The following is a 26,826-nucleotide window of genomic DNA, read 5'->3' on the forward strand; positions in this document are numbered from 1 at the left end:
TTGTGGTTCAGGACGGTTCAAGACGGCTCTCGACAACTCCCACCGCTCCACCTCGTCGGGCATCGCCTGCGCCTGTCATACTGCCCTGGCTAGAGGTGACTGCATGAACCCCGCCAAAAAACATATTCTGTGACTGCCAGCACTCAACCGTCTGATCAAAGGGAAATTGATTAAAGGGAGAACGGTTTGGCAAAGAACCCGCCCGAAACGGTTCCGCTCCCTGAACCGAGAAATGAATTTCGTCGGGGAGCAGTCCTGGCTCCAGGTTAAAAATGCCATTTTCCCAGTGAACTCTTGGCGCAGCCACCGCTTCAGCCACGGGCATCTTAAAATCGAGCAGATTGGAGATCACCTGTAGGATTGCGGTTCGGATTCGGTTAGAGCCGCCCGACCCCAGCACGATCTCAGGCTGTCCGTTCTGCAAAATCATTGTTGGAGCCATCATCGAAGCAATTCGCACATTTTCGCGCCACTGATGAAACCCGATCGGGTGCAGGTCGGATTCGCCCAGCATATTGTTCATCATGATGCCCGTCCCCGGAATGACATAGGAAGAGCCTTCGCCGTTTGAGGAGGTCATGCTGGCTGCGTTGCCGTCCTGATCGATCGCGCTCACATGAGTTGTGCTGCCCCACTTGTTTTCCCACGGACTGTTTTCCAACTGAACGGCATCGCCCAGATTCAGTCCCGCAAGACAGGTTCGCAGCTGCTCATACTGCGCCAGATGCTCAGCTGCCAGAAAGCGATCGGCAAAATCAGGCTGATCAAGCTGCTGGTCATAGCCTGCCAAACGCGCCATATTAGTCAGCCGCATCGTGTCTGCCAGAATTTGGAGATGGGCGATCGACCCAAACTTGAATCGGGATAGATCCGCCTGCTCTAGCAACCTGAAGGCAAAGGCGATCAGCGTGCCTCCTGCACTGGGTGGCGGATTTGTGATAACCGTATGACCTCGATAATTCGTTTTCAGCGGTTTTCGCTCGATCACGCGATACTGTTCGAGGTCGGTCTGGGTCAGATATCCGCCCTGCGCCTGACAGTCTTTCACGATTTGATGGGCAATGTCTCCCCGATAAAACGAGTCCGCGCCTCCGATCGCTAGTTCTTCCAGTGTGTTTGCCAGATCGGACAAGACCAATCGATCGCCCGCTCGCACTAGCGTTCCCCCAGGCATATAAAGATGACGCGCGGCGGCTGAGGCAAAAATGATCGGACTGAGAATCTTCAGGTTATACGCCTGAAAGGTCGTAACTTCAACCCCCTGTCGCGCCAGATGAATTGCTGGCTCCAGTACCACCGACCAGGGCAATCGCCCCAACTGCTGCTGCACCCGAAATAGTCCTGCCATCATTCCCGGTGTGGCGATCGACCCCAGCCCAATGTGAAACTCCTGCAACACGCCGCCAAAATCGACCAGCACCGGATAAAAATCAACCTCGGCAGGATTGCGCTTCTGGCCAGGCGTTTGGGTAAAAAAATCAAACAAAATATCCTGACCACTCTGAGCGTGCGCCAGCAAAAAACCACCGCCTGCCGGAGAAGTCAGCATTGGCTCTGCGATAAACGAGGCACACACCGCTGCCACCACTGCATCAAACGCATTGCCGCCCAAGCGAAACATCTCCATTCCAGCTTCAACGGTGAGCGGATGTCCTGCGGCGATCGAGCCACGAGTCGCGGGATGAGAAGGGTGAGGCATAAGGCGATCGGGATGGTGATTTTCAAAAGTTTACCGTTTCATGCGATTTCGCGTTCTTCACTTCTTCTAAAAAACACTATGTGCTATGATGATTAAGCAAAAAATTTGCGGATGTGGCGGAATTGGTAGACGCGCTAGATTTAGGTTCTAGTTTCGCAAGAAGTGAAGGTTCAAGTCCTTTCATCCGCATCGCGATCGATTAATATCTATATCAATTTATATTCTGCTCATATCTAGAGCATGTTCAGAGCATGGGCGAATAAGACCCTTACTCACTGCATTAAAGTCGATTGCGCGCAAGCCGATCAATCTTTTGCTGCACAAGCGGGACAACGCTGGCAAAAACTTGCTTACCCCATACTGCTTCCAGGTAAGGCAAAAGACCCAGGACAGATAGCCCCATTGCTTTGGCGATCGATATCGATCCGGAGACAAAATGAAATGGATGGAATGACTGGCTGTGATCAATCACGGATAATTCGCTCTGGGTCACTTGTTCTTTGCGAACACCCAAGATTCAAACCCGAAGGTTCAAACCCGAAGATTCAAACTAATGGCCCGATTGATTCACAGCCGCTTCACTGCCGCAGAATGCAGTTTATTTCATGACGCCTGTTGTTCCAGGAATCTCACCGATCGGCTCACAGCGTCCGCCCAAATATTTTGCCAGAAACTCTTCTGCAACTGCGAAAAAATGCAGGCGGTTTTCGGGGCGAGCAAAGCCGTGTCCTTCATCAGGGTAGAGCACATACTCGACGGGCTTTCCAGCCGATCGCATTGCCTCGGCAATCTGATCGCTTTCTGCTTGCTTAACGCGCGGGTCGTTGGCTCCTTGACCGATCAGCAGTGGTTTTTGAATGCGATCGATAAAGAAGAGGGGCGATCGGGATTTGAGGAAATCCGGTTCCTGGTCTAGATTGCCGACCCGGTGATAAAACTGTGCCTTCAAAGGTTCCCAGTAGGGGGGAATGCTCTGCATTAAGGTAATCAGGCTGCTCGGACCCACAATGTCCACACCTGCCGCAAAAACCTCTGGCGTAAAGGTCAAACCGACCAGCGTTGCATAGCCGCCATACGAGCCACCCATAATCGCGATCTTTTGCGGATCAGCAATGCCTTGATCGCTTAGCCACTTTACCCCATCTAGCAGGTCGTCGTGCATTTTGCCTGCCCATTCCCGGTTGCCCGCATTGAGAAACGCCTTGCCGTAGCCCGTCGATCCTCGGAAGTTGACTTGCAGGACGGCATAGCCGCGATTGGCAAGCCACTGTGCCTCTGGATCATAACCCCAGGTATCCCGCGCCCAGGGTCCACCGTGAACCAGCAGTACTGCCGGAAGATTTTGCGGTGCATTTTTGGGTAAGGTGAGATAGCCGTGAATGGTGAGACCATCTCTTGCAGTGTAGGAAACGGGCTGCATCGAAGTTAACGGCAGCGTCTCCAGAATTGGTTTATTGCTGAATAAAAGCGTTGCTTGCTTTGTCTCGCGATCGTACACGTAGTAATACACTGGACCATCATCGGTCGTGTAGGAAACGAGCCAGCGATCGTCTGCCAGCGTGCGGCTGCTGATGCCATATTCACTCGATTGCTCCGCAGTTTCCCCATGGGGTAATCGAATTTGCGATAGCGTCTCGAAATCTGCTTGAATTGCATCGTCTAAAATTTGCCACTCCAGCTTGTCTTTGTAGAACGCAACTGCCTGAAGTTTGCGGCTTGTGGGATGGGTAACAATGCCGCCGACATCATACTGCGGGTCTTCGGCTATCACCGTTTCTTGCTTTGTTGCCAGATCCAGCGCAATGAGACGCTGAGCGTTTGCATTATGGCTACCAACGACGTAAAGCGTTTTGCCGTCCAGCGAAAATTCTGCGGCATATCCTTCGTCCTCGGCTGTCCAGTGGCGCAGCGTTTCCCACTCGCGATCGACCCCTTCACGATAAATCAACTCTGTGCCGCCATCGGGTGTTGCTGCCAGTGCCGCCAAAATTTGAAACTGAGCGTTTGCCGTCCAGCTCACAATATTGCCGGGATTTTCAGTGTCGAACTCGACCGCACCCGTTTTGAGATTCACTCGATAAACATCAAACTTTTGGGGATCGGTCAGATTGAGTCCCACTAACAAATCATCGGGAAAGTTTGGATCAAGCTCGATCGGCTGTGCTTTGACCCCCTGAAATGGTGTTAAATCGCGTACCAGGTTTGTATGAATATCGACTGAATAGCAGTGAAAGTTTTCATCTCCATCGGCATCCTGCATATAAATCAAATGCGTTCCGTTATACGTCCAGAAATACATCCGAATACCGCGCTTTTGATCTGCAGTAAGCTGTCGCTCATCGTCCTGTCCTACGGTTCGCAGCCACACTTGCAGTACGTTCTTTTCATCCGGCGCAATATAGGCGAGATATTTGCCATCGGGTGAGAGCTGAGGGCGTGTTCGTTCTGGGTTGCCGAATAGCACTTCACGCGGAATCAGGGGGATATCCTGCTGGATTGAAGGAGCAGAAGAGGCGGTTTGGGTCATAAGAGTGGATGGGTGGAAAATAAGGGGGTGATGAAATTAAGAGGGTGAAAGAGTACTTTTTTAAGCTATTTGTTCATAGGCGATTTGTTCGATCGTTTCTCGCTTCGTAGTCGATCGATTTGCTTTTGTAGGTCTAGTCGGAGCTGCTGGGCTTTTTCGTAGGCGATCGATCGCTGCTGAAGGGATTGATCGAGGGGCAGGGGATTTTGCCAGGGCTGCTGGAGGGGTTGGATGACGTATTTCAGGCGAGTACGGTTTGCCCATACACCCATTGAGGGAAACAGTAGGAAGACCAGCAAAAGGGGCGACAAGGGAAAAATGGGCATTCCGAGCCAGCGAGCTGCCTGCTTCAAATTCACCGTCCAGGGATGCAGATACTCATTCCCCATACAAACCACAGGCAATAAAGGCACCTGATAGCGATCGCTCATGCGAATAAAGCTGGGGTCGAACTTCTGAAGCTGATAGCGATATCGCCAGCCCTTTACTAATCCTCGCCAGCCTTCGGGAGCGTAGAGAATGACCCTTTGCAGGGGGTGATCTGAACAATTGCAAAGCTGGGCAACTGCGGTTTCGACGGCTGCTTCTTCGGCTCGAATTCCCCCTAAAAGCTGCGTCCAGCCGGCGGGAAGCCACCAGCGCAGCCACGGGTGATCAAAAAAGATTGGATGTCCCACGGGTTCCGCAATCCAGCCTCTTGCCCCGCTCAGCAGCACACCCAGCCCAATAATGTCCCACGGAAAACACATTCCTGCATGATTAATTAGCACCATTAAATTTCCTTCGGTGGGCAGGTTTTCGACCTGTTGTAGTTCCGCCCGAAAGTGGTGCTTCAAAATGGGCATAAGGATTTCTCGTCGAAATGCCTCCTGATAAGCGGGGTCAATTTCGCGATCGACTTCACGCGGAGCACGACAGCCAAGCCGCAACCATCGCATTAACAATGCTAGATAAAACCCGCCCGGAAGCAAAAACAGCAGATATTCCAGTCCGTTCCACCCTTCGGGATCGGCGTGGTAGTGCTGCCAATGACGGTTGAATAGCACAAGCCAACCGGGGGGATACCACAGGCAAAACCGGTCAAACCAACGAAAGTGATAGGAGGACGCAGTATCAGGCTGTTCCCGCAGAAACGGTGTTTCATCACTTCCTCCCTGTTCTCTGTCTGCCTGTTCTAAGTCGAGCGAATTCTGGAAGACAGCTTGCGGTGGATACGATGAATCCATTCCAGACCCCTAAAACAGCGACTCTCTATTCTGCACTTCGATCGCGAATACAGCATCTTCCGCCAGATTGAACTTCTTTATCGACGATGCTGCTAGCCTACGCTTAGCCATTTCAGGCTGTAGCGGCTTATGCCGGGTTAAACGTAAGTTCAATGCTTAAATCTAAAGGTTTTCTTTATTAGAGTGACGATCGCTGACGGATTGCATCTTTGAGCCAATTCTATCTGCGTTCTGAAGTTGATCGTGTTTGCTTGATTACGATGGAAGCCTGATTCTCATTTTATAATCCTGGCACAATTGAAGCGATCGACTGTACGGAACCGACTTGAAATTTGCTGATCGAAAATTGCGCTTTGGCTTTGTAGTTACCTACTCTTTGTAGTTGTCTACTCTTTATAGTTACCTATATGTATTTGCCTGTTTGTTCTTTAACCGATTCCTCGATTAATACATTGATTAATACATTGAGCATGATGATTTAGCGTGATTTTTCCTTGCCTATCATGGCTTTGATTGAGTGACATCGAAATCGAGAGTCCCCTAAATCCTCCTTCAGAAAAGGGATTTTGAGCCACTAAACTTTCTTCTTTCAATAGACCCGCTTTAGAGGTTTGGTTTCTTTTAAAGGAGGACTAGGGGAGATTTGTCAGAACCTCAAACAGAACCTCAAACACCAATCCTTTCTTCTACCCAGAACGAGTTCGATCGCTCAAGTTATCACTCCAATTATTGTTCTATGGTTCAGATTTAATGGTTCGGATTTAACGGCTCGAATTTAACGGCCGAATTTAACGGCTCAAATTATTGATCACTATTGCCTTCAATCACAAACACAGAAATTTATGGTTGCAACTCCACCTAAGCCTGCTTCAGATCTTGCTTCAATTAGTGCCTTCGGCCAGGCGCGATCGACTGTTCAGGGCACACCGCTGAGTGCCGAAGAGCTGCGAAAAATCAATGCCTTCTGGTCAGCCTGCAACTATGTCGCGGTGAGCATGATTTATTTGCAGGAGAATCCCCTGCTGCGCGAACCGCTCAAGCCCGAACATATCAAAAATCGTCTGCTGGGTCATTGGGGTTCCAGTCCTGGAATTAGCTTTATCTATACCCATCTAAGCCGGGTGATCAAAAAGCAAAATCTGGACATGATGTACGTGGTGGGTCCAGGACACGGGGCACCTGGATTTCTTGCCCCCTGTTTCCTGGAAGGCAGTTACTCAGAGGTTTATCCCGACAAAAGCGAAGACGACGAAGGCATCAAAAAATTCTTTAAGCAGTTTTCTTTTCCGGGCGGCATCGGTAGCCACTGCACCCCCGAAACACCCGGCTCGATTCACGAAGGCGGCGAACTGGGCTACAGCCTCTCTCATGCCTACGGAGCTGCCTATGATAACCCCGATCTAATTGTGGTTGCCCTGGTAGGGGATGGCGAGTCTGAAACGGGACCGCTGGCGACCGCATGGCATTCTAACAAGTTCATCAATCCGATCCGGGATGGGGCAGTGCTGCCGATTTTGCACCTCAACGGCTACAAGATCAATAACCCCACAATTCCGGCTCGTATCAGCCACGAAGAACTCGACCAGCTTTTCCGGGGCTATGGCTATACGCCCTACTTTGTGGAAGGCTCCGATCCAGAATCGATGCACCAGGCAATGGCAGCAACGATCGACCACTGCATTGCTGAAATCAAAGCAATCCAGGAAGAAGCCCGCAGCAAAGGAGTTGCAGAACGTCCGCGCTATCCGATGATTGTGTTTCGCAGTCCCAAAGGCTGGACTTGCCCCAGCGAAGTAGACGGGCACAAGGTCGAAGGCTTCTGGCGGGCGCATCAGGTTCCCATGACCGACGTGAAAAAGAACCCCGCCCATCTGCAAATTTTGGAACAGTGGATGCGGAGCTACAAGCCGGAAGAGCGATTCGACGAAAACGGCAGGCTGATCCCTGAACTGAAGGATCTCGTGCCGCATGGCGATCGACGTATCGGCTCGAATCCCCATGCCAACGGCGGCAAACTTCGCAAAGACTTGAGAATGCCGGATTTTCGCGACTATGCGATCGAAGTGAGTCATCCCGGCTATGAGCAGGCAGAAAATACCCGTCCGTTGGGCGTGTTTTTGCGAGACGTGATGAAGCTGAATCCGACCAACTTCCGCGTCTTTGGCCCCGATGAAAACACCTCGAACAAACTCACCGCCATCTACGAAACCAGCAAGAAATTTTGGATCAGCGAATACCTGCCCGAAGACGCTGACGGCAGCGAACTCTCGACCGACGGGCGCGTGATGGAAATGCTGAGCGAACATACGCTCGAGGGCTGGTTTGAGGGCTATTTGCTCACGGGACGGCACGGCTTTTTCTCGACTTATGAAAGCTTTGTTCATGTGATCGATTCGATGGTCAACCAGCACTGCAAATGGCTAGAAATCTGCAATCACATTTCCTGGCGCGAAGATATTTCGTCGCTGAATTTGCTCATTACCTCAACAGTCTGGCGACAGGATCACAACGGCTTTACCCATCAAGATCCCGGCTTTATCGACGTGGTGGCAAATAAGAGTCCGGGCGTGACGCGCATTTATCTACCGCCGGATGTGAACACGCTGCTCTCGGTATCCGACCACTGTTTACGCAGCAAAAACTATGTGAATGTGATTGTCGCTGACAAGCAGTTGCACTTGCAGTATATGACCATGGAGGATGCCATAATTCATTGCACGAAGGGGATCGGCATTTGGGAATGGGCAAGCACCGATCGCGGCTGTGAACCGGATGTCGTCATGGCATCGGCAGGTGACATTCCCACCCTGGAAGCGCTGGCAGCCACCGTTCTGCTGCGGGAAGAATTTCCTGATCTGAAAATTCGCTTTGTCAATGTGGTTGATTTGTTCAAGCTCCAGCCCGACAGCGAACATCCTCACGGCATGAGCGATAAAGACTTTAACAGCATCTTTACGATCGACAAACCGATCATTTTCAATTTCCACGGCTATCCCTGGCTGGTGCATCGCCTTGCCTATCGCCGCCAGAATCATGCGAATCTGCACGTTCGCGGCTACAAGGAAAAAGGCAATATCAACACGCCACTAGAACTGGCAATCAGTAATAATATCGATCGCTTCAGTCTGGCAATGGATGTGATCGATCGCGTCCCGAGGCTGAGAGTTGCCGGAGCACACGCCAAAGAACGGTTTAAGAATATGCAGATCGCCTGCCGCAATTATGCCTATGAACACGGCGTAGACCAGGACGAAATCCTCAACTGGAAATGGCCCGGCGCACCGAAAGGAACGGCTCCTTCTCATGAGGATGCTCCCACGTCTTGAGCTTAAAGCGGCTCACACCGATTGTTTAAGGGAACCACCTGAAGTCGATTAACCCTATCGGGGAACTGCTCCGCATCGCTCTGCCCTCCCTTTTGCCGTAACAGCGTCACCAGAATTCGAGACGTATATTCCTCTCGATCGCGTTTTGCTGCATTGGCGCAACTCCCCGTAGCATATCCACCCCAGGTCAGTGTTTAAGGGCACAGCAACACCGAATGAATAGATTGGTTGTCCAGTAGCTTTGTTGCGTTCACGAACGATCGCGTTTCTCTCATAAATTAGCGGTAGGGGATTTCGGAGTGCCTGGTTTGCGTCGTTTTTTTCCCGATCGTTGGCGGCAGTCGCACGATCCTTGGTAGCAGTTTCACGAATCAACCTAAACTGCTTAGCAGCTTGCCCAAAGTTACCTTTTGCAAACTCAGTCATCCCCGCCTGCATCAGGGCACGATAAGGAGCTTCAAGCTGAAGGGCTGAATCACCATTCTCGATCGACCGTTCTCCGGTACTCATCAGACGATCGGCTGGAAGCACTAGAGGAGGAGAATTGTCAGCAGGAGAATTGCCAACAGGAAACCCACAGGCAACCGGATTCGATCGACAATAAGCCACGCGCCCAATTCCTCCTGTTAAGGCGATCGCGCCCAGCAGCAAAAACATCCAGGGCTTCAACCTGAAGGATTGACCTGAAGAAAGAGCCGCAAAAACTTTAGAGAATAAAAGAGAAGAAATTTTAGGAGAAGCATTAGAAGCAGCAGGAGAACTGGCGGAAACAGCCGGAGGAGGAGTAGGGGAAATAGTCGGGACAACAGCAGAAGGAACGCTCATTGAATATAACGGCTGACTTGACTGCTCGATCGCCTAAAAAATTTCGGTGTAAGGATGCCCAAAGCTGAGGGCCTTAATGAGCTGATAGTAATGCCTACGCCTCCCCTCGATCGTCAAAGCCGTCCTGCAATATTGACAAAACTGCGCCGAGTTAGGATTCTTACGATCACCGGGACATAAGGGGTTGATGCAGTAGCTCATGGGTGGAGGAGAAAGCGGAAAAAGAGCTGAAATTCCCTCGAATTCGCATACAAGCCCAAAATCAGGAAGCGCACGCAACCACAATCATTGCCTGCAATTTATTCTCTGAACCGCCCGTTCTTAACCGCACCGTCGCTGACAAAATCGACGCACCATTGGCTGAAGCGTATATAGCACTTGAGTGTCTTCCGCAACGCTCACCAGCAGCGATCGTCGTTCGAGTGCCGACTTTGCCGGCAGTAAGCCGCGATTGTTTCCCACCTGCTGCGTTAAGCTCTCGCGCAGTTCATCTAGATGCAGCGGTTCACTGTTTGCCAGACAGCACAAAATTGCACGCTCTTGAGGGTTTAAGCCGTTCCAGTGCTGCTCCAAAATTGCCTCGACCGCATCCGGCAGATACGAGTAGCGCAAAAACTGGGTGATGTCGCCGTGAAAGCTTTGCTGAATGGTTGCCGCCGCTAGCGTTAACGCCATTGGATTGCCGTCATACAGCTCAATTAACTGTCCGGCACTTTGTTCATCGAATGCAAGTTGATGGGTTTCGAGCAGTTTATAGCACGCTTCTTCATCTAAACCGCCCAGCGCATACGATCGCCCTTTGCCCCCTGCTGCCCCAGCCAGAACGGTAAAATCCGGCGGTTTCTCACAGGTGGTGACAACAATGCGGCTGCGCTGATTCGTGCTGAGATCCTGCCACACTCTCGAAAATCGCTGATGTGCCTCGCGTCGCTTCTGGGGGTTTGTTTCGCTCGATCCGATTTCGTCGAGAATCACCAGTGCCTTTTGCTGGCGCAGGGCTGCGATCAGCTTTTCGGTCAGCGATCGAACCGACAAACCCACCTGAAAATCAGCAAAACTCAGGCTTCCCGGAGACAGGCGATCGAGCAGCTCTTGCAAAATTCGCTCGGTTGAATCGCTATAGGAAAACGTTTGCCAAACCACCTGAGTAAACTGAGATTGCAGGTCTGCTGCTAGCTTTCGCGCCAGGGTGGATTTACCCACTCCGCCCAAACCGTACAAAATCACCAAATAATACTCGTCTTGCAGAAGCCACTGTTTCAGCTTTTGCAGTTCTTCCTGCCGACCAAAACAAGGAGCGGCGAGCGGCGCAGAATCAAAATCTTGCACGATCGGCTGCTTTCTCAGCGTGGTCGGGTCTACGACTTCCTGCCAGTCCAAACCCAGAAACTCGCAAAACTGTCGAAAGGTGGCACATCGAATCGGTTTTTCTACGTTATAAAATCGCTTCCAGGTGCGGTAAGAGGCGATCTTAAGGACAACGCTCAAGATTTCAGTCGAGTTCGGGCTGAAGCCTTTTTGAGACAACGCCTGATAAATCTTTTCCTGCCCGATCGCCGATGCCCTGCACATGGCTGTCTTTCGTCCTCTCCCACTTCACCCTCTCGCCCTCATTGTAACTGACCTGCAAACTGGTAACTGACCTGCAAACTGCCCCAGAAATAGCTTTTGCTTTTGATGATGCAGCTCGATCGCATCGTTTCTATCCTTCACTGCAACATCAAACCCAGCAATATTTTGTTAGGCAATCGATCGTCGCACTCGATCAGAAAAATCTATCGGGTTGACTTCGGCTCTGCCATGACCCACGGTTTGAGCGGAAAAGGAACGGTGGCAGATCGTGGGAACCTTTGGCTACACTCCCCTTGCGATAATCGATCGATGAATTTACAGTACCGTTCACTCAGTGGGGATTTAGCTTTATCAATTTTTTAGCTGTTTCCTGGTTTCTCTATTCTTGTTTCCATTCTTTCTTTTTGCTGACACTATTCTTTTTGGAATCATTTCAATCCTCAATTGGCTATTCTTGCTCTTGTTCCTCGCATCTATTCCAGCTCTGTAAGTGAATCCGATTTATTCCGGGTGAGGTCACGATCGACTCGAAATAACATTGTTGCTAGGAAATTGCTGGGAAATTGCTGAGAAAGCGTGAGGATAGCCCCAAACACTGAGAATCAGCCTGTTAAATCATCGATATATCTATGCTGATAAATTTTTCTATTGTTTTTTAGCAATAAACGTAGAATCATGAGATACAGAAATCATCCCCCTTAAACAGAGCGCAGTGACCTGAAGCCGATCGCTTTCAAAGCAGCAGCAAAGCAATCGCCTGCCTTGTAGCGGCACGAGCGCTGTCTCAGTGGAGGGTTATCCTCGTCGCGTGAATCCATCGACGAGCAACGTTAAATTATTCGGTCTTCCTGCTGCGGGTGAAGGCAGCATTGCAACGTACCTGACTGCCTTTTGTCTGATCACCTTTTCCTTGGGCAGCTAGCAGGCGATCGCTCCTACCTCAACGCTGATTTTGTTCCGCTCTACGGGCTACACGAAAAACTACGGCATCGTCTTCATTCGGCGCTAGCGCACTGCTGGAAACGCTCACCGTGGGTCAGATTCACGATGTATTCGCTAGCTATGCATCCTTCTTTTATGTCACGGGATTGCTGTATGTCACGGGATTGCTGGCAGCCGTCTTCGCAACTCCTCAAATCTCCTCTAATTTATACTCTTCAATAGCAAAATATTAAAACAATTATGAATACGATCGAAACTTATCTTTATCAATTTATGTTTCGAAGAAACGATCGAACATTGCAAAAAGTGAAGTTAAAAATTAGAAGCTTAATTCGTCAAACTCCGTCTGGACGTGAATTTCAGCCGTTTCTCAAATTATCCTTTTCCACAATCTAGACGTTAAATCTTCTTGCGACCATCCCACGGAAAACAAGAGCTGCACTTCAATAGGAAATATAGCGAGGAGATCGATCGAGAAGCTCAAGTTGTGCAGGTTCTCATCACTAGATTTCTCCTTTGCCACGGATTTTTTCCTAGCTTGCCGTGCGTCTGATATAAGGATTTGAGGACGATGAACCTATACGCTCAATTGACCCAACTCATCTTCAGCTTCTACCGCGAAAATCCCTATCAGCTTGAAGAGATTCGCTGTCTGCAAAGCTGCAAACTGTCAAGACGCTGGGGTGTTCTAAAAATTATTTGCCCAACCTTTGAAGTTGCAGAAGCCCTGGTCTTGGGCATTAACACCTTAAAAGAACCGATCGCCCAACTGCGTCTTGCTCAACAGATCGAAATCAGTGTGAATCGAGCAGTAGTGCAGCACTTCACAGTGCCATCCTCCAGACTCACAGCTTGAGCAAGGTTTTAGGACGATCGGTTTACTGCTGCGCCAAAGCGACTTCTATTTACTTAATGGCTGCTTCCTGAGAAGCAGATTGAGAAACAGATGCAGCCGAGGTGGTGACCCCCAGTGCCGGAACCGGAGACGCTGAAGCTGCGCTCAACCAACCCGCCAACAGCGTGTCCACCGAGAATAAACCTGCCCCATTCACTACAAAGAACAGGAAGCAGGCAGCATACAGCATCGACAGTTCCAGGTAAGGAATACTGAAGCCTGCAACCAGAACATGGTGATACATCGCGACCAGCATGGTGGAAAACAGACCCAGTGCCGCTGGACGGGTGAGAAATCCCAGTGCTAGCAGCGGTGCGCCAACCAGTTCTGTGAGGGCTGCCACATAGCTGAAAAAGATCGGGAAGGGTAGCCCAATGACTTGAACGTATGCCTGAGCGAAACTTTCGATATTAGAGAGTTTGTCGATTCCGTTGTGAACCATCACGACACCTGCCACGACCCGCAAAATTGTCCAGGCAGTTTGAGACAGGTAGTTCGGCGTGAAATTGGGCTGAAGAACCGCGATCGTCGTCGCAGTAAGACGTTGTGCGAGATTCATAGCTTATCTAAATGAGGAAGGATGAGTGCAAAAAGAGCGAAGCGAACCATGCAGTGCCAGGGAACCTGGGAGCGAGGCTAGCGATGTGAAGCAGTTTTCCCCTGGAAATCATTCGTTGGGGATTATCGTGAGCCTACACTCACTATTATATTAAGAAATATAACAAAATTTAATGAATAATCAAGAAAATGAGAGCTAAATTTTGCTCCTGCAATCAGGAACAGCGATAAAGGCAACCGCAATAAAACAAAACCCCGTCCACAAGATGCAGACGGAGCAAGGTTATACCCAATTGAGCGCGAAGAATGAAGAGTGAAATGTTAAGGGACGGTTAGAGTCAGATTCGCTTATTTAGACAACAAGCGATCGATGTATTGGCTTTCCATCAAAAAAATTCCCCTGGCAAATTTCACGCCCCAGTAATTGCCGGGACGGCGATCCATCACAACGCCTTCTTCACCAAGCTGGATCAAACTGGGAGGACGCAGCATTGGCATCGGGTCAGCCGTTTTGAGATAAGGCGGCATCACCACGACCTGCACTCGATCGCCCACCGTAAATTCTTTAGTCTCTGGTTTTGCCTCTGACATTGCCCATTCCTCACTCTGCTGTTTTTAGTGTATCGCTCTCAGCTAGGGCACATTCCAGATCCGCTGATGGTATTGTTCCGGCTCCGCATAGGGGTCGATCGCCTCATGAGCATGACCGTGCGAATGTCCGTGATCATGAGAATGTCCATGATCGTGCGAATGTCCGTGCGCGTCTCCCTGACCGACCGCCGCCAGCCGAAATTTGCACATTTCACAGTTCATGTTTACCTGACCAAGCTGGGTTTCGATTTCTCGATCGCGCAGCACATGGAAAAGCTGGGGGTGCAGTCCCATTTCGGGGAGACAGGTCAGCTCAATGTCAGGGTGAAGCTGCTGCTGCTCGTCCACAATGTTGAAAATCTTTTTAACGAGCGCACCCGTAAACAGGAAATAGGGCAGCACTACGATCCGCTTCGGTTCGTACAAACGGGCACGGCGGAAGCCTTCTTCGAGACGGGGATGGGTAATGCCAATAAAGCAAGTTTCGACCGTGTGATAGCCGCTACCTTCCCACATCATCCGCGCCATTTTATAAACGTCACCGTTGGCATCGGGGTCGCTTGAGCCTCGTCCTACAAACAGCAGCACTGTCTCGCTGCGATCGATTCCTTGAGGGTTCCACTGGGGCTGATCCAGCTCTACCAATCGGGTTTGCCATAGATCGAGAATACCTGGCGTGATACCAAAGTGCCTGCCGTAGTGAAACTTGACCTGCGGATGCCGCTGACGGGCGCGATCGAGTTCATTGGTTACGTCAAATTTGTTATGCCGCGCGGCGAATAGCAAAATCGGCAGCACTGAAAGCTCGGTATAGCCCTGCTCGACACAGCGATCGACTCCCTGCTGAATCGTCGGTTCCGTTAACTCCAGAAAACAGGGAACCACCGGACGCGACGAATCGAGAGCCTGATATGCTTCGGCAAAGTCCAGCAAGCCCTGCCGCCCATCAGCATCGCGGCTTCCATGTCCTACCAGCAGCACCGGACGGTGCAACGGCAGCGGCGCAAGCTGAACAGCGCTGACAGACTCGCGATCGGCAAGATTAAGCGAATCCTGCGGGGTAATTTCCGCAAAAGAACCAGAAATATCAGAGGAAAGCATCATATCTCAAGAACCCTTTTCCCGTGCAGCGCAGGAAATAGAGTGAAAAACCAGCAAGGCGGCATCCTGGCTTAGACTCAGCGTTGAAACGCACGATCGAGATTCATCGTTAAGATTCACGGCTGAGATTTACAGTTGCGGCACAGCGTCGGACTCACACCGAACTTTCCCACCCTTGCGGCGATTCACGTTTGCCAAGCTATCTTATCCCATTCCGCCAGCAGCCTCTATGGTGGGGTGGGGGATTGCGTTCATCCCTAACCTTAGAAAGCCACACTTTAAGAAACCATACTTTAACGAGGCACGCGGTCTCGCAGCAAATCGACCGATCGAGGCTGCACTTCATTCGGCAACTGGGCGACCCACGCTCCTGGTTGCTGACTCAGCGGCTGAGCAGGCAAATCATCACGGGCGAACTCAGAGAGGTCAGGCAACATTGCCGCCAGTCGTGCTGTGAGGTGAGGCAGCATCGGCACGGAGCCAAACAAAGCCAAAGTTCCCAGGGATGAGGCTGAAAAAAGGCTAACTGCCAGCAAACGGTCTACCAGCGATCGAGAACGCATAGGCTTAACAGTTCGTTACCTTGACATCTTCATCAGTCTATCGCTGCTGCTGCGGTTTGTGTAAATCATCATGATTGGGATCCTAATAGGGACTGTCAAATGGGAACTGTCAGCAGACAGGTTGAATTTTTAGTTAGATTTCCAAGGACTGAAGTTTCAAAGCCCTCCCCGACTCAACCAAGGGCAGGATGAAGCGATCGATCCATCAAGCTACGCTAAAAGAGAAATTTTAGGAGCAGTGAGCGGCTGATGGAACTCTCCATCGAAATCTCGATTTTTGTCCGAACGTTTATCGCCGTGTTTGTGCTGGCGGATGCGCTGGGAAATGCACCCATTTTTTTGATATTAACCAAAGGGATGGAGCTGCCGGAACGAAACCGGGTGGTCGATCGCGCCAGTTTGATCGCCACGTTGATCATCCTGACCTTTGCCTTTGCCGGAAAATACATTCTCAATTATCTGCATATCAGCATGGCGTCGCTTCAGGTGGCGGGTGGTTTGCTGCTGCTGATGATCGCCCTCGATATGCTCAGAGGTGAACTCGATCAACCGATCGTCGAACAGGGACGCGACGTTGCCATTACTCCCCTGGCTCTGCCCCTGCTTGCCGGACCCGGAACCCTTACCACCGTCATGCTTCTTATGTCGAATGCGCCTTCTGCGGTAGGACACCTCAGCGTGGCGGCTGGAATTGGGGCGGCGATGGCAGTGACGTGGTTTATCTTTCGTCAGGCAACCTGGATTGATAAGTTCATTGGAGCCGAAGGCGCAGTCATTGCAACTCAGCTTCTCGGTTTTCTACTGGCGGCTCTGGCGATCGAGATTGGCAGCTCTGGCATCCGGGAACTGCTGATGACGCAGGCAACCCATTCGGGATGGGGCTAGGTGAAATAGTCGATTCCGCCCAAAACCTGGCACACTGGACAATGAACATTAGATGAACCTGAAAGGGATAGACCTGGGATTAGACCATGCTGAGAGCCGGAATTGTCGGACTGCCCAACGTAGGCAAATCCACGCTGTTTAACGCGCTGGTGGCAAATGCAAAGGCGGAAGCAGCAAACTTTCCCTTTTGTACGATCGAACCGAATGTCGGAGTGGTGGCTGTGCCCGATGAGCGGCTACAAGTGCTGTCAAAGATCTCTGATTCAGTAGAAGTGATTCCGGCACGGGTGGAGTTTGTCGATATCGCTGGACTGGTCGAGGGCGCAAGCAAAGGCGAAGGCTTGGGCAACCAGTTTCTTGCCAACATTCGCGAAGTTGATGCGATCGTGCATGTGGTGCGCTGCTTCGACAACGATGACATTATTCACGTTGCAGGCTCGGTTGACCCGGTGCGTGATATTGAGATTATTAACCTGGAACTGGCCTTGTCTGACCTGGCGCAAATCGATCGCCGGATCGATCGCGTCCGCAAGCAAGCCCGCACCAGTAAAGAAGCTCAGGCAGAATTAGCCGTCCTCGAAAAGCTGGTTCCTGTCTTGAACGAAGGCAAACCCGCCCGTCAGGTTGAACTAAACGAAGAAGAAGAATTGCTGATCAAAGTGCTGGGACTGCTAACCCGCAAACCCGTGATTTATGCCGCCAACGTTTCCGAGGATGATCTGGCAAGCGGTAACGAGTGGGTCGATCGCGTCCGGGAGCTGGCAAAGCAAGAAAACGCTCAGGTCGTCGTTGTATCGGCTCAGGTCGAAGCGGAATTGGTGGAACTGCCAGAAGCCGATCGCGCTGAATTTCTCGAATCGCTGGGTGTGCAGGAAGGCGGCTTAAAGTCTCTGATTCGCGCCACCTACGATCTGCTTGGACTTCGCACCTACTTCACGACTGGACCTAAAGAAACTCGTGCCTGGACAATCAAAGCCGGAATGGTGGCTCCTCAAGCGGCAGGCGTCATTCACACCGACTTCGAGCGAGGCTTTATTCGCGCTGAAACCGTGGCTTACAACGATTTGGTTACGACCGGGTCGATGGGGGCTGCCAAGGAAAAAGGCTTGGTACGGAGCGAAGGTAAAGACTACACGGTGCAAGAAGGCGATGTAATGCTGTTCCGCTTTAACGTTTAGGTTCTGCCCAAGACAGGCTATCCTGATTTATTGGCAGTAATTCGGTTGAAATTGTCGAGGAGCCGTTGTGATCGACCTCAAGCAGCTACGGGAAAATCCAGAAGCGTTTCAGGCACAGCTTAGTTTGCGGGGCAAGTTTGATTTGTCTCCCCTACTTTCGCTTGATCGCCAGCAGCGCGAAATTGAGGTGAAACGATCGCAGCTTCAGGCACGCAGCAATGAAATCGGCAAGCTTGTCGGGCAGAAAATGAAGTCTGGAGCCAAACTGGATGATGCCGAAATCCAAGCCCTGAAAGAAGAGGGCAATCAGCTTAAGGCGCAAATCGGCGAGCTAGAAGCACAGGAGCGCGAGATCAAGGCAGAACTTGAGAAAACTGTTCTCACTATTCCTAACCTGCCCGATCCAAGTACGCCGATCGGCAAAGACGAAGAGGAGAACGTTGAGCTGTACCGCTGGGGTGATGAGTACCTGCCAACAAATTCAGAGATTCTGCCCCATTGGGAAATTGGCGAAAAGCTGGGGATTCTCAACTTTGAGCAATCGACCCGCATTGCCCAGAGCCGCTTTGTGTCGCTGATCGGAGCAGGAGCCGCTCTGGAACGCGCCCTGATTCAGTTGATGCTCAACACCCACATTGCCGCAGGCTATACCGAAGTGCTGCCGCCGTTTCTGGTGAATTCTGAAACGCTGACGGCATCGGGGCAGCTCCCTAAGTTTGCCGAGGAAAGCTTCCAGTGCAAGAACGATGATCTGTGGCTCATTCCTACCGCAGAAGTGCCGATTACCAGCCTGTATCGTGACGAGATTCTGGATTCGACAGAGCTACCCAAACATTTTTGCGCCTACACGCCCTGTTTTCGCCGTGAAGCGGGCAGCTATGGGCGAGATACACGCGGACTGATTCGGCTGCACCAATTTGACAAAGTAGAAATGTACAAGTTTGTGCTGCCGGAAACGTCGGAGGAAGAACATCAAACGCTGTTGAAAAATGCAGAGGCGATTTTGCAGGCGTTGAAGCTGCCCTATCGAGTCATTCAGCTCTGCACGGGAGATTTAGGATTTTCAGCCACAAAGACCTACGACCTGGAAGTGTGGATGCCCTCGTCTGGCAAGTATCGCGAAATTTCAAGCTGCTCGAATTGCAAAGATTTTCAGGCACGACGTGGCAATATTCGCTTTAAGGAAGCAGGCAAAAAGGGGACGCAGTTTGTTCACACGCTAAACGGCTCTGGTCTGGCGGTAGGTCGCACAATGGCGGCAATTTTGGAAAACTATCAGCAGCCGGACGGTACGGTAAAAGTTCCAGAGGTCTTGCAGTCTTACTTGCAGCGCGATGTGCTTTAAAGGTCAGTGAGAAGCAAGTTTGAAAGCTGCATTCTCGATCGACGGGTCATTCAACCAGCTCCAATATCACTTCAGCTCTGGAAAACCAGGCTCGATCGCTGTAGTTCTATTCAGAGCATTCAGTTCACTCCTTGCATCGGGTGGCTGATTCTTGTTTTGCAAACCTGAAAATTGATCGCTACAGTTATGAAACTTTCTCGCTGGATTGCTGTATTCGGACTGAGTCTGACAACATCGCTAAATTTAATTCCTGCTGCCGCTGCCTCTACCTATCAAAGCAGTAACAAAAAAACCACGATCGTTTTAGAAGAAGCCACACAGACCGGTAACACGACCCGGCGCGGCTTTTATTTCACAGAAAGCGCAGGTCGGCAGTGGATGGGCGACATGAACATCACCAGTACCAGTGCTGGAGCCGGACAAACGGTTTATAGCGGCACGTTTACGGATCGCACCAGCGGACCCGGAACGAACCTTACCTGTACTGGAAATATTCGCATTTCCCGGCAGCAGCCTGGAGTCGCCAATCGCGTTGGGGCACAAGCAACCTGGCAGGTCACAGGCGGATCGGGCTGTCCCTCAATTGGTCAAACCTTCACACTGAGCCTTCAGGAATCCCTGCCCCGTCCCGATCGCAGCGGTAACTTCACCGCACAAAATGCCAATACCTGGATGAGCCAGACTAACGGAACCGTGACCTGGCTTCCCTGGCGTGTGGTTTCTTCAGACGGTCAGCTCAACTGTCGCGAGACGCCTAACGGTGCAATTAAGCAGGTTTATCGAGCGAATGACCAGATCTTGGCAGAGACACGCGGAGGCAACGCCTTCACAGTCGCCAACGGCAATCCCTGGATGCTGACGCGCAACGGCTGCTATGTTCGTGCGAATTCTCAGTACATTCAGCCCGTATCGGCAACTTACTAGTCAGCAGCTTATCTAGCCAACAACTTACTAGTCAATACCAACCAATCATCAGGGCTTAGCGATCGATCCACTTTACCCGGACAAAATGCGTCGGATAGCCCTGACGCTCACCGAGAAAATGAATTCCTTCGATCGTCAGATTAAACGGAATTGCGGTCGTTACATACTTTTGTGCCCAGCCGCCCAGTTCTGGGGCAAGCTGCATTGCCGTCATTGTGGCTGCCCCTAGTCCCAACAGTTGACCGATCGGCTCACGCGGCAGCACCAAATGAGTGCCGATCGCCAGCCCTGCGGTGAGCAGCATTCCTACCGACATATTCGTGCCACAGCGAGGATGCACTGCCAAATTCCATTCGCCGCTCACAATCCGCTCAAGTGCTCGTTGGGTCGCGCGACGTAATTGTGTAATATCAAATTTGCCGTAGAGATAAAACCCTTCGCTGGTTGACATTCCGCCGACCTGCTCGGCTTCGGATGGGCTGGGGAAGAAGCTAAAGGGGGCAGACGCGGGGCGGGGCGGCATGGATTCTGTTAAAACCCAGGCGGTAGCGTGTTCTAGCGCATGAACCTGCCGCACCATCAACAGTTCCTTCAGCCCTGGCAAAAAATCGAGCTGCTGCAGCAATTCTGAATCTTGAGTGAGATGAGGCGCAAACTCAAAGGGAAATTGATGATTAGATTGTTGATCAGAATGACTGTCAAAAGGCGGTGCAGAAGCAGCCATCACAAAACTCCTGAATCACTGTGAAAGGTCAAAGGTTAAGCCGATGAAGAGACCGCAGAACCAAGATGCTTGAGTCTTTCTACTCTAGCGGAATTCCTCGATCGCCAGGTTAGAAGACTGTATCGCCTGTCACAATATTTAATTCAGGATTAAATCCTGAAGTCAATTCAGGATTGGATTCAGGATTGAGTTCAGCAAGGCAATCAATGGCTGGTCGCTAGCCTGCCGACTGTCCTGATGAATTTGGCACGGCTGCCGCTGGAGTTGTACCGGCACCAGGCGCACCGCCCTCACCGATCGATCGCACCACTTCGACACCAAACTGCTCCAGCACGACCACTGGCTCAATGCCCGTATTCATCTCGATGCGTCTGACCAGAACTTGACCGTTTGAGAGGCGTTGCCCTGCCCGCACATAGCGGCTAGTTGGCTCGTTCGGGGCAGTGACGATCGCATAGGGAGTACCACCAATTTGCACGACGCCTGTTACCTGTACGGCTCTTGCCAGTTCGGGCTGGGGTGGAGGTGGGGCGATCGGAGTCGTGGGAGCGCGTCCGGTTAGGTTGGGAATGGGAGCCAGCGTTCCGGGGCGATTAGGGCTGCCTTGCCGTTGGGGAGTTTGTGCGGTTCGCGGAGCTTGACGCGATCGCGGAGTCTGAGCCGTAGGACGATTGGGCTGAGTTACACGCGGGGCAGGTGGAGTCGTTCTGCCCACCGGGACAGGTTGACCGGGTACAGGAGTGGGTCTTTGGATGGTCGGGGTCGTTGGCAGCAGAGCGAAGGGATCGTTGCGGTTGCCCTCGACACGCTGCACTCGCTGATTAGGGTCAGTAGAGCTAATCAGATCGGGTAAAACGATCGGAGCGGGCGGATTTTGGGCGGCTGGAGAGGGACTGGGATTCGGTCTAACCACGGGCGAAGGAGACTGGGTTACAGTTGTTTCGGTGGTTGAGGCTTCTGGAGTGCCAGAATCACAGGCTGTAATCGAGAAAGCCAGAGCCGATGAAGCCAGGATTAAAAAAGCTCGATGCATACCCACTCCCTTGATTTGATCTCTCTTGATCACTGATTTGATTCGTAGTTTGATCGATCGTTGAATTGGTCGTTTAACCGATCATGTTTCTTGCCTCAATTGCTTCTACCTTGATTTCTTCTAAAGCAGAGCAAAGCCAATTCCGCGTTATCTCAATCTCATTCTAATTTGTTGACCTAAAGTAGCACAATTGTTTTACAGGTTATTTTCGAGACAAGAGCTTTTTGATTGAGTTTACGGTGACGATGGGGCAGCGGCTCTTGCAGCTTGAGTCGCCCCAGCTCCGACGGCAAAGGGGAAGTTTGCGACTGGATTTTGATCATTCACGGTTCCATTCAGGGTGCGCGTGTTGCCCTGCACTAGCAGCGTCAAGTTAAACGGAATTGCTTCTGAGCCAGAGCCACAGCGCTGATAAAGGTTAACCGCGATCGAGTATTCGCCTTGAGCTGCCTGACCAGGTAACCAAAAAATATTTTCAATCGGAGTTGGGGTAATTTCGCCGCAGCCTGCATTGGCGTCAACGTCAAGCTGCCCACCTGAAGCAACGCGAGGATTGGAATACGTGACCGTATTGCCGCTAGGGTCAGTCACCGCTAAATCTAAGTCGTCAGACGATGCCCAGCGAAGCGTCACCTGAATATCGCCCGTTCCGAGCTGGGGCGTTCCCGTCGTTTGAAAGGGCGTGGCAACCGGACAAAGTTCGCCCAGGTCAATCAAGCGTCCGCCTGCGTTAATCATGTAGCACCCCTGCCTTTCTTGAGCAGCGATCGAAGTTGGGACAAGCGGCAGCAGGAGCGGAGACAGCAGCAAAATCGATGCAAGGCAGTTTCCTTTTCGGGGCGATCGCGACAGAAGCTTCATAAGAAAAAGGGTGCAACAGGAGAATGAGATCGAAAGGAGATTGCCTTTACTATTCCCTGTTTGACAAGGAATGAATCAATCGCACTCACTGTGGATCGATAGAGTTAATCCATTTTCACGTCCGAATCGGTGCCCTCTTATCAGAATGACTGCTGATTGAAGGCTCATGATTGAAGGTTCAACTCCCAGCAGGTTTTTATCGTGGGTTCAGAAATGCTTTTAGCGTTGTTAACCTGATTCACTCCGCTACAATTGGTGGTTTTTTATCTAGGGTTGCGCTAATGTTGGTGGGATAGCGATATGTGAATTTTGGACAATTAGCCAATTCATGGTCGAATGAGGAGATTTTTGATGAGTATGCAAAATCTTGGACGCGCTGCGCTGAGCCTTGGAACTGCGGCCCTAGCGGGACTGGCGATCGGTGCTGGCATTTGTATGACTTCTCAGCCTGCTTCTGCCCAAGCTGCCTACGGGAGCTATATCGGGATTGGCGCATCGGGTGGACTTTCTAGCGGACCTAACGGCGAAAGTAGCTCGGCAGGAGCAGTCATTGCAGTGCGTTACCGATTGCTCGAAGCACCGATCTCGCTTCGTGCTCAGGCTCTCATTTCTGATCGCACTGCGTTTGTGCCGACCGTATCTTACGATATTCCAATCAACTGGGATACTGATGCTTATATTGGGGCGGGCGTTGCGCTTCAGAGCGGTGATGCAGAGAGCAGTTCGCCGCTGGGAGACCAGACCTCGTTTGTGATTCAGCCAGGGATAGACTACAGCTTCCCCGATACGAACCTAGTGCTGTTTGGCAACGCGATTATTGCCTTTGATGCCTATCGAGACAGCAACCAATCTGCCACTTCGATTCAGGGAGGCTTGGGTGTAAGGTTTTAGAAGAATTTAGGCGAAAAACGCTTGAATTTCAAGCCATCCTCACGATCGACGATGCACCATTGTCGGAGTTGCCTGGTCAGTGGGCATGACAAGCACTTCGCTGATATTTACATGGGGCGGGCGGGTTGCACAAAACAAAACAACGTCTGCGATATCTTTGGCAGTAAGTGGAATTGTGTCCTGGTAAACGCGCTTTGCCCTTTCTGCATCGCCTCGAAACCGCACTTCGCTAAACTCAGTTTCGACCATCCCCGGATCGACTGAGCTAATTCGCACAGGTGTTCCCAATAAATCAATCTTTAAAGATTCGGTGAGCGATCGCACAGCGGCTTTGGTCGCGCAGTAGACATTTCCTCCGGGATACACCTGATGTCCGGCAACCGAGCCGATATTGATAACGTGCCCGCGCTGACGCTGCACCATTCCCGGAAGCACAGCACGAGTGATGTATAGCAAGCCTTTAACGTTGGTATCGATCATTTCTTCCCAGTCTTGAATCTCACCCTCCTGGAGTTTACTCAAGCCCCGACTTAAGCCTGCGTTGTTCACCAGGATATCGATCGCCTTCCATGGATCCGGCAGAGCTTGAATCACAGCTTCTACTTGAGGACGATCGCGCACATCCAGCGAGATTAGGTGAGCCTCAGTACCGTACTGTGCCTTTAGGGTTGCCGCGAGGGTTTCCAGGCGATCGACTCGTCGCGCTGTCAGAATCAGTCGGGCGTTCGCAGCCGCGAAGACTTCTGCACAGGCAGCACCAATGCCGCTACTGGCTCCGGTAATCAGAACGATTTGATGGGGAAGGGACATGACCTGGATTCCGATCGTTTCAAAGTTCGTTTCAAATGTTTACAGTACCACGCTTGCCAATCAAGGATTCCAGAGAAGGTCTGTTGCAGAAGGTGAGAAAATCTGCTGGAATCGCAAGAGATCGGATACAATCAAAGGTCTGTAATTTGCTGCTGTTGAATCTACTTTTAACGCAGTAAGCCACGGGGGTGTGGCGGAATGGTAGACGCTGCGGACTTAAAATCCGTTGACCGATAAAGTCGTGAGGGTTCAAGTCCCTCCACCCCCATCAGTTTCTAGCGAGATCTATCTTTGCAGGTAGTCCTGCTGCCAGATGTGATTCACTAGGCAGGGCGGGAAAATCAGGGAGATGTTTCGTCAGGACAAAAAGCGATGGCAGTTCAGCAAGATCCGGTACAGAAGCAACCCGCAGGCGTATTGCATGACAGCGAGCAGCCGCTTGGGAAGAAGCCCTCTTTTCTGTTTTTGGTCAGCACCTCGATCGGGGTATTAACGCTTCTGGCGATCGCAGCCGGCGCATATTACGGAATCATCCGGTTCTAGACATTCTGCCCTGGACTCGATGCGTCAGACATGAGAGGGTAATGACTAGAGCATTGGCAACCTCTCATGTAGATTGGGTTCATGCAGAATTGGTGGCGAAAAAGACTGTCGCAGAGAAAGTTGCAGAAAAAGTCGCAACAAAAGCCGCAGACAAATCTGTGGCAAAAAGAACCCCAGTTGCGGCTGGTTTTGATGATCGCGATCGCTTTCTGGATCGTTTGCTGTGGGTTGGCATTACAGCGATATTTTAATTTTTATCCAACCTACGTTTCATTCGACCAAGGCATCTTTAATCAGGTGTTCTGGAATAACTTACACGGGCGCTGGTTTGAAAGTTCGCTGTCGTCTACCGAGTCGGTTGCCGTGATGCAGGGCGACGTGCCCGACGTAACCTATCGACGATTGGGGCAGCACTTTACGCCCGCGTTGCTGCTGTGGTTGCCCTGGTACGCGCTGTTTCCGTCTCCGGCAGGCCTGTCGGTGCTTCAGGTAACGCTGGTGACGCTCGCCGGACTGGTGCTGTATGCGCTGGCACGGCACTATCACCCGCCGCAGCTTTCTGCCTGGATTGCGGGAAGTTACTATGCGGCGATCGCGGTCATTAGCCCTACGGCTGCAAACTTTCACGATATTTGCCAGATTCCGCTCTACAGTTTTGGCTTGTTTTGGGCGTTAGAAAAGCGTCGCTGGTGGCTGATCGCTTTGCTGTCAGTGCTGATTTTGCTGGTGCGGGAAGATAGCGGCATTTTGCTGTTTGGCATTGGGGCTTTTGGGATTGCCAATCGGCGATTTCCCCGAATCGGGATTGTGCTTTGTGTGATGAGCGTGATTTATGTAGTGACGCTCACCAACGTGATCATGCCGATGATCTCGCGGGACATTTCCGATCGCTTTATGATCGAGCAGTTTGGGCAGTTTGTGGGCGATCGGGAAGCCTCGACGCTGCAAGTGCTGTGGGCGATTATTAGCAATCCCTGGCGGCTACTGGTGGAACTGGTAACGCCGATCGATCGAACGCTGCGCTATTTGCTGGGGCAGTGGTTGCCGCTCGCGTTTATTCCGATTCTGTCGCCGAGTGCGTGGCTGCTAGCGGGGCTGCCGATGACCAAAACGCTGCTGCAACGGGAAGACATCACGGCTTTGTCGCTGCATTTACGCTATGCCATGACTCTGGTTCCGGGACTGTTTTATGGCGCAATTTTGTGGTGGACGCAGCACCCGGATTTATTTAGAAAGCTGAGGTTTCGCCGCTTCTGGGCGTTTTGCATTGCGCTGTCGCTGCTGTTTACCGTCACTTCAAACCCGAATCGGGTTCTGTCGTTTCTAATTCCTGATTCGTTTCAGCCATGGGTCTATGTTTCTCCAGTGCGGCAGGCAGAACACAGTCAGGCAATTCGATCGCTTCTAACGCAGATTCCGCCCGATGCCAGCGTAACGGCAACTGACCATATCGTGGCGCATTTGTCGAACCGTCGAGAGGCACAGCGGTTTCCCGGAACTCGGCTGCGGAATGACGATCGCGAGGTGATTCGCGTCCAATATGCTGTGGCGGATTTGTGGTATCTGCAGCAGTATGAGCCTGCCTTTGCTGACTATCGCCAAACCCTTAAAACCACCGCAGACTGGGTTTCGACCTTGCTGGATCGCCGCTACGGCATGATTGATTTTGAGGATGGTGTGGCACTGATGCAGCTTCGTGCCCAGTCCAATCGCGATGCACTCGCAGCATGGACGGCTTATCGGCAGACTCTTGAGCCAATTTTTCAGAAGGGGTAGGGAGCAAGAAAAAATCTACTCTAAATTACCC

General features: G+C 51.4%; 23 protein-coding genes, 2 tRNA genes and 1 riboswitch. Of the genes, 11 read left to right on the forward strand and 14 right to left on the reverse strand.

Annotation, left to right across the window (positions count from 1 at the left end; all coding sequences use genetic code 11):
- Positions 1-7 precede the first annotated feature (7 nt).
- On the reverse strand, positions 8-1,699 hold the full coding sequence (gene ggt / locus NDA02_RS00070) for a gamma-glutamyltransferase (protein WP_190791996.1): 1,692 nt from the start codon (positions 1,697-1,699) through the stop codon (positions 8-10).
- Positions 1,700-1,806: 107 nt separating this feature from the next.
- Between ggt and NDA02_RS00075 the strand changes: the two genes are divergently transcribed.
- Positions 1,807-1,888, forward strand: a tRNA-Leu gene (locus NDA02_RS00075).
- A gap of 91 nt (positions 1,889-1,979) precedes the next feature.
- Here the strand turns inward: NDA02_RS00075 and NDA02_RS00080 are convergent.
- The 3 genes from NDA02_RS00080 to NDA02_RS00090 all read right to left on the reverse strand — a co-directional run bounded on the left by NDA02_RS00080 (position 1,980) and on the right by NDA02_RS00090 (position 5,452).
- Entirely contained in the window at positions 1,980-2,192 is a 213-nt protein-coding gene (locus tag NDA02_RS00080) for a hypothetical protein (protein ID WP_348254230.1), read from the reverse strand.
- A gap of 105 nt (positions 2,193-2,297) precedes the next feature.
- A complete protein-coding gene (locus tag NDA02_RS00085) occupies positions 2,298-4,226 on the reverse strand; it encodes a S9 family peptidase (protein WP_190791998.1) in 1,929 nt (642 codons plus the stop codon).
- Positions 4,227-4,291: 65 nt separating this feature from the next.
- Positions 4,292-5,452, reverse strand: coding sequence for a glycerol acyltransferase (locus NDA02_RS00090; RefSeq protein ID WP_242067338.1), 1,161 nt, complete (start codon positions 5,450-5,452; stop codon positions 4,292-4,294).
- An 842-nt stretch (positions 5,453-6,294) separates the two neighbouring features.
- Here NDA02_RS00090 and NDA02_RS00095 point away from each other — a divergent pair.
- The gene (locus NDA02_RS00095; protein ID WP_190791999.1) at positions 6,295-8,778 is read left to right on the forward strand and encodes a phosphoketolase family protein; all 2,484 of its coding nucleotides are present in this window, start codon (positions 6,295-6,297) and stop codon (positions 8,776-8,778) included.
- Between the two features lie 54 nt (positions 8,779-8,832).
- Here the strand turns inward: NDA02_RS00095 and NDA02_RS00100 are convergent, their stop codons facing one another.
- Together NDA02_RS00100 and NDA02_RS00105 are read right to left on the reverse strand one after the other, a co-directional pair.
- A complete protein-coding gene (locus NDA02_RS00100; RefSeq protein ID WP_348254232.1) occupies positions 8,833-9,603 on the reverse strand; it encodes a hypothetical protein in 771 nt (256 codons plus the stop codon).
- Positions 9,604-9,924: 321 nt separating this feature from the next.
- Positions 9,925-11,175: an NB-ARC domain-containing protein gene (locus tag NDA02_RS00105; RefSeq protein WP_190791883.1), complete on the reverse strand. Its 1,251-nt coding sequence runs from the start codon at positions 11,173-11,175 to the stop codon at positions 9,925-9,927.
- Positions 11,176-12,688: 1,513 nt separating this feature from the next.
- Here NDA02_RS00105 and NDA02_RS00110 point away from each other — a divergent pair.
- A complete protein-coding gene (locus NDA02_RS00110; protein WP_348248466.1) occupies positions 12,689-12,973 on the forward strand; it encodes a hypothetical protein in 285 nt (94 codons plus the stop codon).
- 49 nt (positions 12,974-13,022) lie between these two features.
- Here NDA02_RS00110 and NDA02_RS00115 read toward each other — a convergent pair whose 3' ends face one another.
- The 4 genes from NDA02_RS00115 to NDA02_RS00130 all read right to left on the reverse strand — a co-directional run bounded on the left by NDA02_RS00115 (position 13,023) and on the right by NDA02_RS00130 (position 15,825).
- Complete coding sequence (locus tag NDA02_RS00115; RefSeq protein ID WP_348254234.1) at positions 13,023-13,571, reverse strand: DoxX family protein; 549 nt, start codon at positions 13,569-13,571, stop codon at positions 13,023-13,025.
- A gap of 347 nt (positions 13,572-13,918) precedes the next feature.
- Positions 13,919-14,161 carry a regulatory protein SipA gene (gene sipA, locus NDA02_RS00120; protein ID WP_190791886.1) on the reverse strand — a complete coding sequence of 81 codons (243 nt, stop codon included), beginning with the start codon at positions 14,159-14,161 and terminating at the stop codon, positions 13,919-13,921.
- A 42-nt stretch (positions 14,162-14,203) separates the two neighbouring features.
- Positions 14,204-15,262 (reverse strand): sirohydrochlorin chelatase, encoded by a 1,059-nt coding sequence (locus NDA02_RS00125; RefSeq protein ID WP_190791889.1) that lies wholly within the window; start codon positions 15,260-15,262, stop codon positions 14,204-14,206.
- A gap of 38 nt (positions 15,263-15,300) precedes the next feature.
- Positions 15,301-15,456, reverse strand: a riboswitch (cobalamin riboswitch).
- A gap of 99 nt (positions 15,457-15,555) precedes the next feature.
- The gene (locus tag NDA02_RS00130) at positions 15,556-15,825 is read right to left on the reverse strand and encodes a hypothetical protein (protein WP_190791887.1); all 270 of its coding nucleotides are present in this window, start codon (positions 15,823-15,825) and stop codon (positions 15,556-15,558) included.
- A gap of 261 nt (positions 15,826-16,086) precedes the next feature.
- Here NDA02_RS00130 and NDA02_RS00135 point away from each other — a divergent pair, with 261 nt between their 5' ends.
- The 4 genes from NDA02_RS00135 (at position 16,087) to NDA02_RS00150 (ending at position 20,157) form a co-directional block, all read left to right on the forward strand.
- On the forward strand, positions 16,087-16,710 hold the full coding sequence (locus NDA02_RS00135; RefSeq protein ID WP_190791890.1) for a MarC family protein: 624 nt from the start codon (positions 16,087-16,089) through the stop codon (positions 16,708-16,710).
- 86 nt (positions 16,711-16,796) lie between these two features.
- A complete protein-coding gene (gene ychF, locus NDA02_RS00140; RefSeq protein WP_348248463.1) occupies positions 16,797-17,888 on the forward strand; it encodes a redox-regulated ATPase YchF in 1,092 nt (363 codons plus the stop codon).
- 67 nt (positions 17,889-17,955) lie between these two features.
- A complete protein-coding gene (gene serS / locus NDA02_RS00145) occupies positions 17,956-19,233 on the forward strand; it encodes a serine--tRNA ligase (protein WP_190792458.1) in 1,278 nt (425 codons plus the stop codon).
- Positions 19,234-19,419: 186 nt separating this feature from the next.
- Positions 19,420-20,157, forward strand: coding sequence for a hypothetical protein (locus tag NDA02_RS00150; RefSeq protein ID WP_190792457.1), 738 nt, complete (start codon positions 19,420-19,422; stop codon positions 20,155-20,157).
- A gap of 55 nt (positions 20,158-20,212) precedes the next feature.
- On the opposite strand, the gene NDA02_RS00155 is transcribed toward NDA02_RS00150, so the two are convergent.
- From NDA02_RS00155 to NDA02_RS00165, 3 genes are all read right to left on the reverse strand, one after another.
- Positions 20,213-20,881: a DUF6391 domain-containing protein gene (locus NDA02_RS00155; protein WP_190792456.1), complete on the reverse strand. Its 669-nt coding sequence runs from the start codon at positions 20,879-20,881 to the stop codon at positions 20,213-20,215.
- A 217-nt stretch (positions 20,882-21,098) separates the two neighbouring features.
- Positions 21,099-21,914, reverse strand: coding sequence for a hypothetical protein (locus NDA02_RS00160; protein WP_190792455.1), 816 nt, complete (start codon positions 21,912-21,914; stop codon positions 21,099-21,101).
- Between the two features lie 234 nt (positions 21,915-22,148).
- On the reverse strand, positions 22,149-22,775 hold the full coding sequence (locus NDA02_RS00165; RefSeq protein WP_348254237.1) for a hypothetical protein: 627 nt from the start codon (positions 22,773-22,775) through the stop codon (positions 22,149-22,151).
- A 357-nt stretch (positions 22,776-23,132) separates the two neighbouring features.
- On the opposite strand from NDA02_RS00165, the gene NDA02_RS00170 reads away from it, so the two are divergent.
- Complete coding sequence (locus tag NDA02_RS00170; protein ID WP_190792460.1) at positions 23,133-23,666, forward strand: hypothetical protein; 534 nt, start codon at positions 23,133-23,135, stop codon at positions 23,664-23,666.
- 39 nt (positions 23,667-23,705) lie between these two features.
- Here the strand turns inward: NDA02_RS00170 and NDA02_RS00175 are convergent, their stop codons facing one another.
- The gene (locus NDA02_RS00175) at positions 23,706-24,476 is read right to left on the reverse strand and encodes an SDR family oxidoreductase (protein ID WP_190792453.1); all 771 of its coding nucleotides are present in this window, start codon (positions 24,474-24,476) and stop codon (positions 23,706-23,708) included.
- A 184-nt stretch (positions 24,477-24,660) separates the two neighbouring features.
- Here NDA02_RS00175 and NDA02_RS00180 point away from each other — a divergent pair.
- From NDA02_RS00180 to NDA02_RS00190, 3 genes are all read left to right on the forward strand, one after another.
- Positions 24,661-24,744 (forward strand) — tRNA-Leu (locus NDA02_RS00180).
- Between the two features lie 104 nt (positions 24,745-24,848).
- Positions 24,849-25,019 carry a hypothetical protein gene (locus NDA02_RS00185; protein ID WP_190792452.1) on the forward strand — a complete coding sequence of 57 codons (171 nt, stop codon included), beginning with the start codon at positions 24,849-24,851 and terminating at the stop codon, positions 25,017-25,019.
- Positions 25,020-25,139: 120 nt separating this feature from the next.
- Positions 25,140-26,795, forward strand: a complete 1,656-nt coding sequence (locus NDA02_RS00190) for a DUF2079 domain-containing protein (RefSeq protein WP_242067391.1) — start codon at positions 25,140-25,142, stop codon at positions 26,793-26,795.
- Positions 26,796-26,826: the final 31 nt, after the last annotated feature.

The organism is Leptolyngbya sp. ST-U4, from assembly GCF_039962215.1.
GTDB lineage: Bacteria > Cyanobacteriota > Cyanobacteriia > Elainellales > Elainellaceae > Leptolyngbya_A.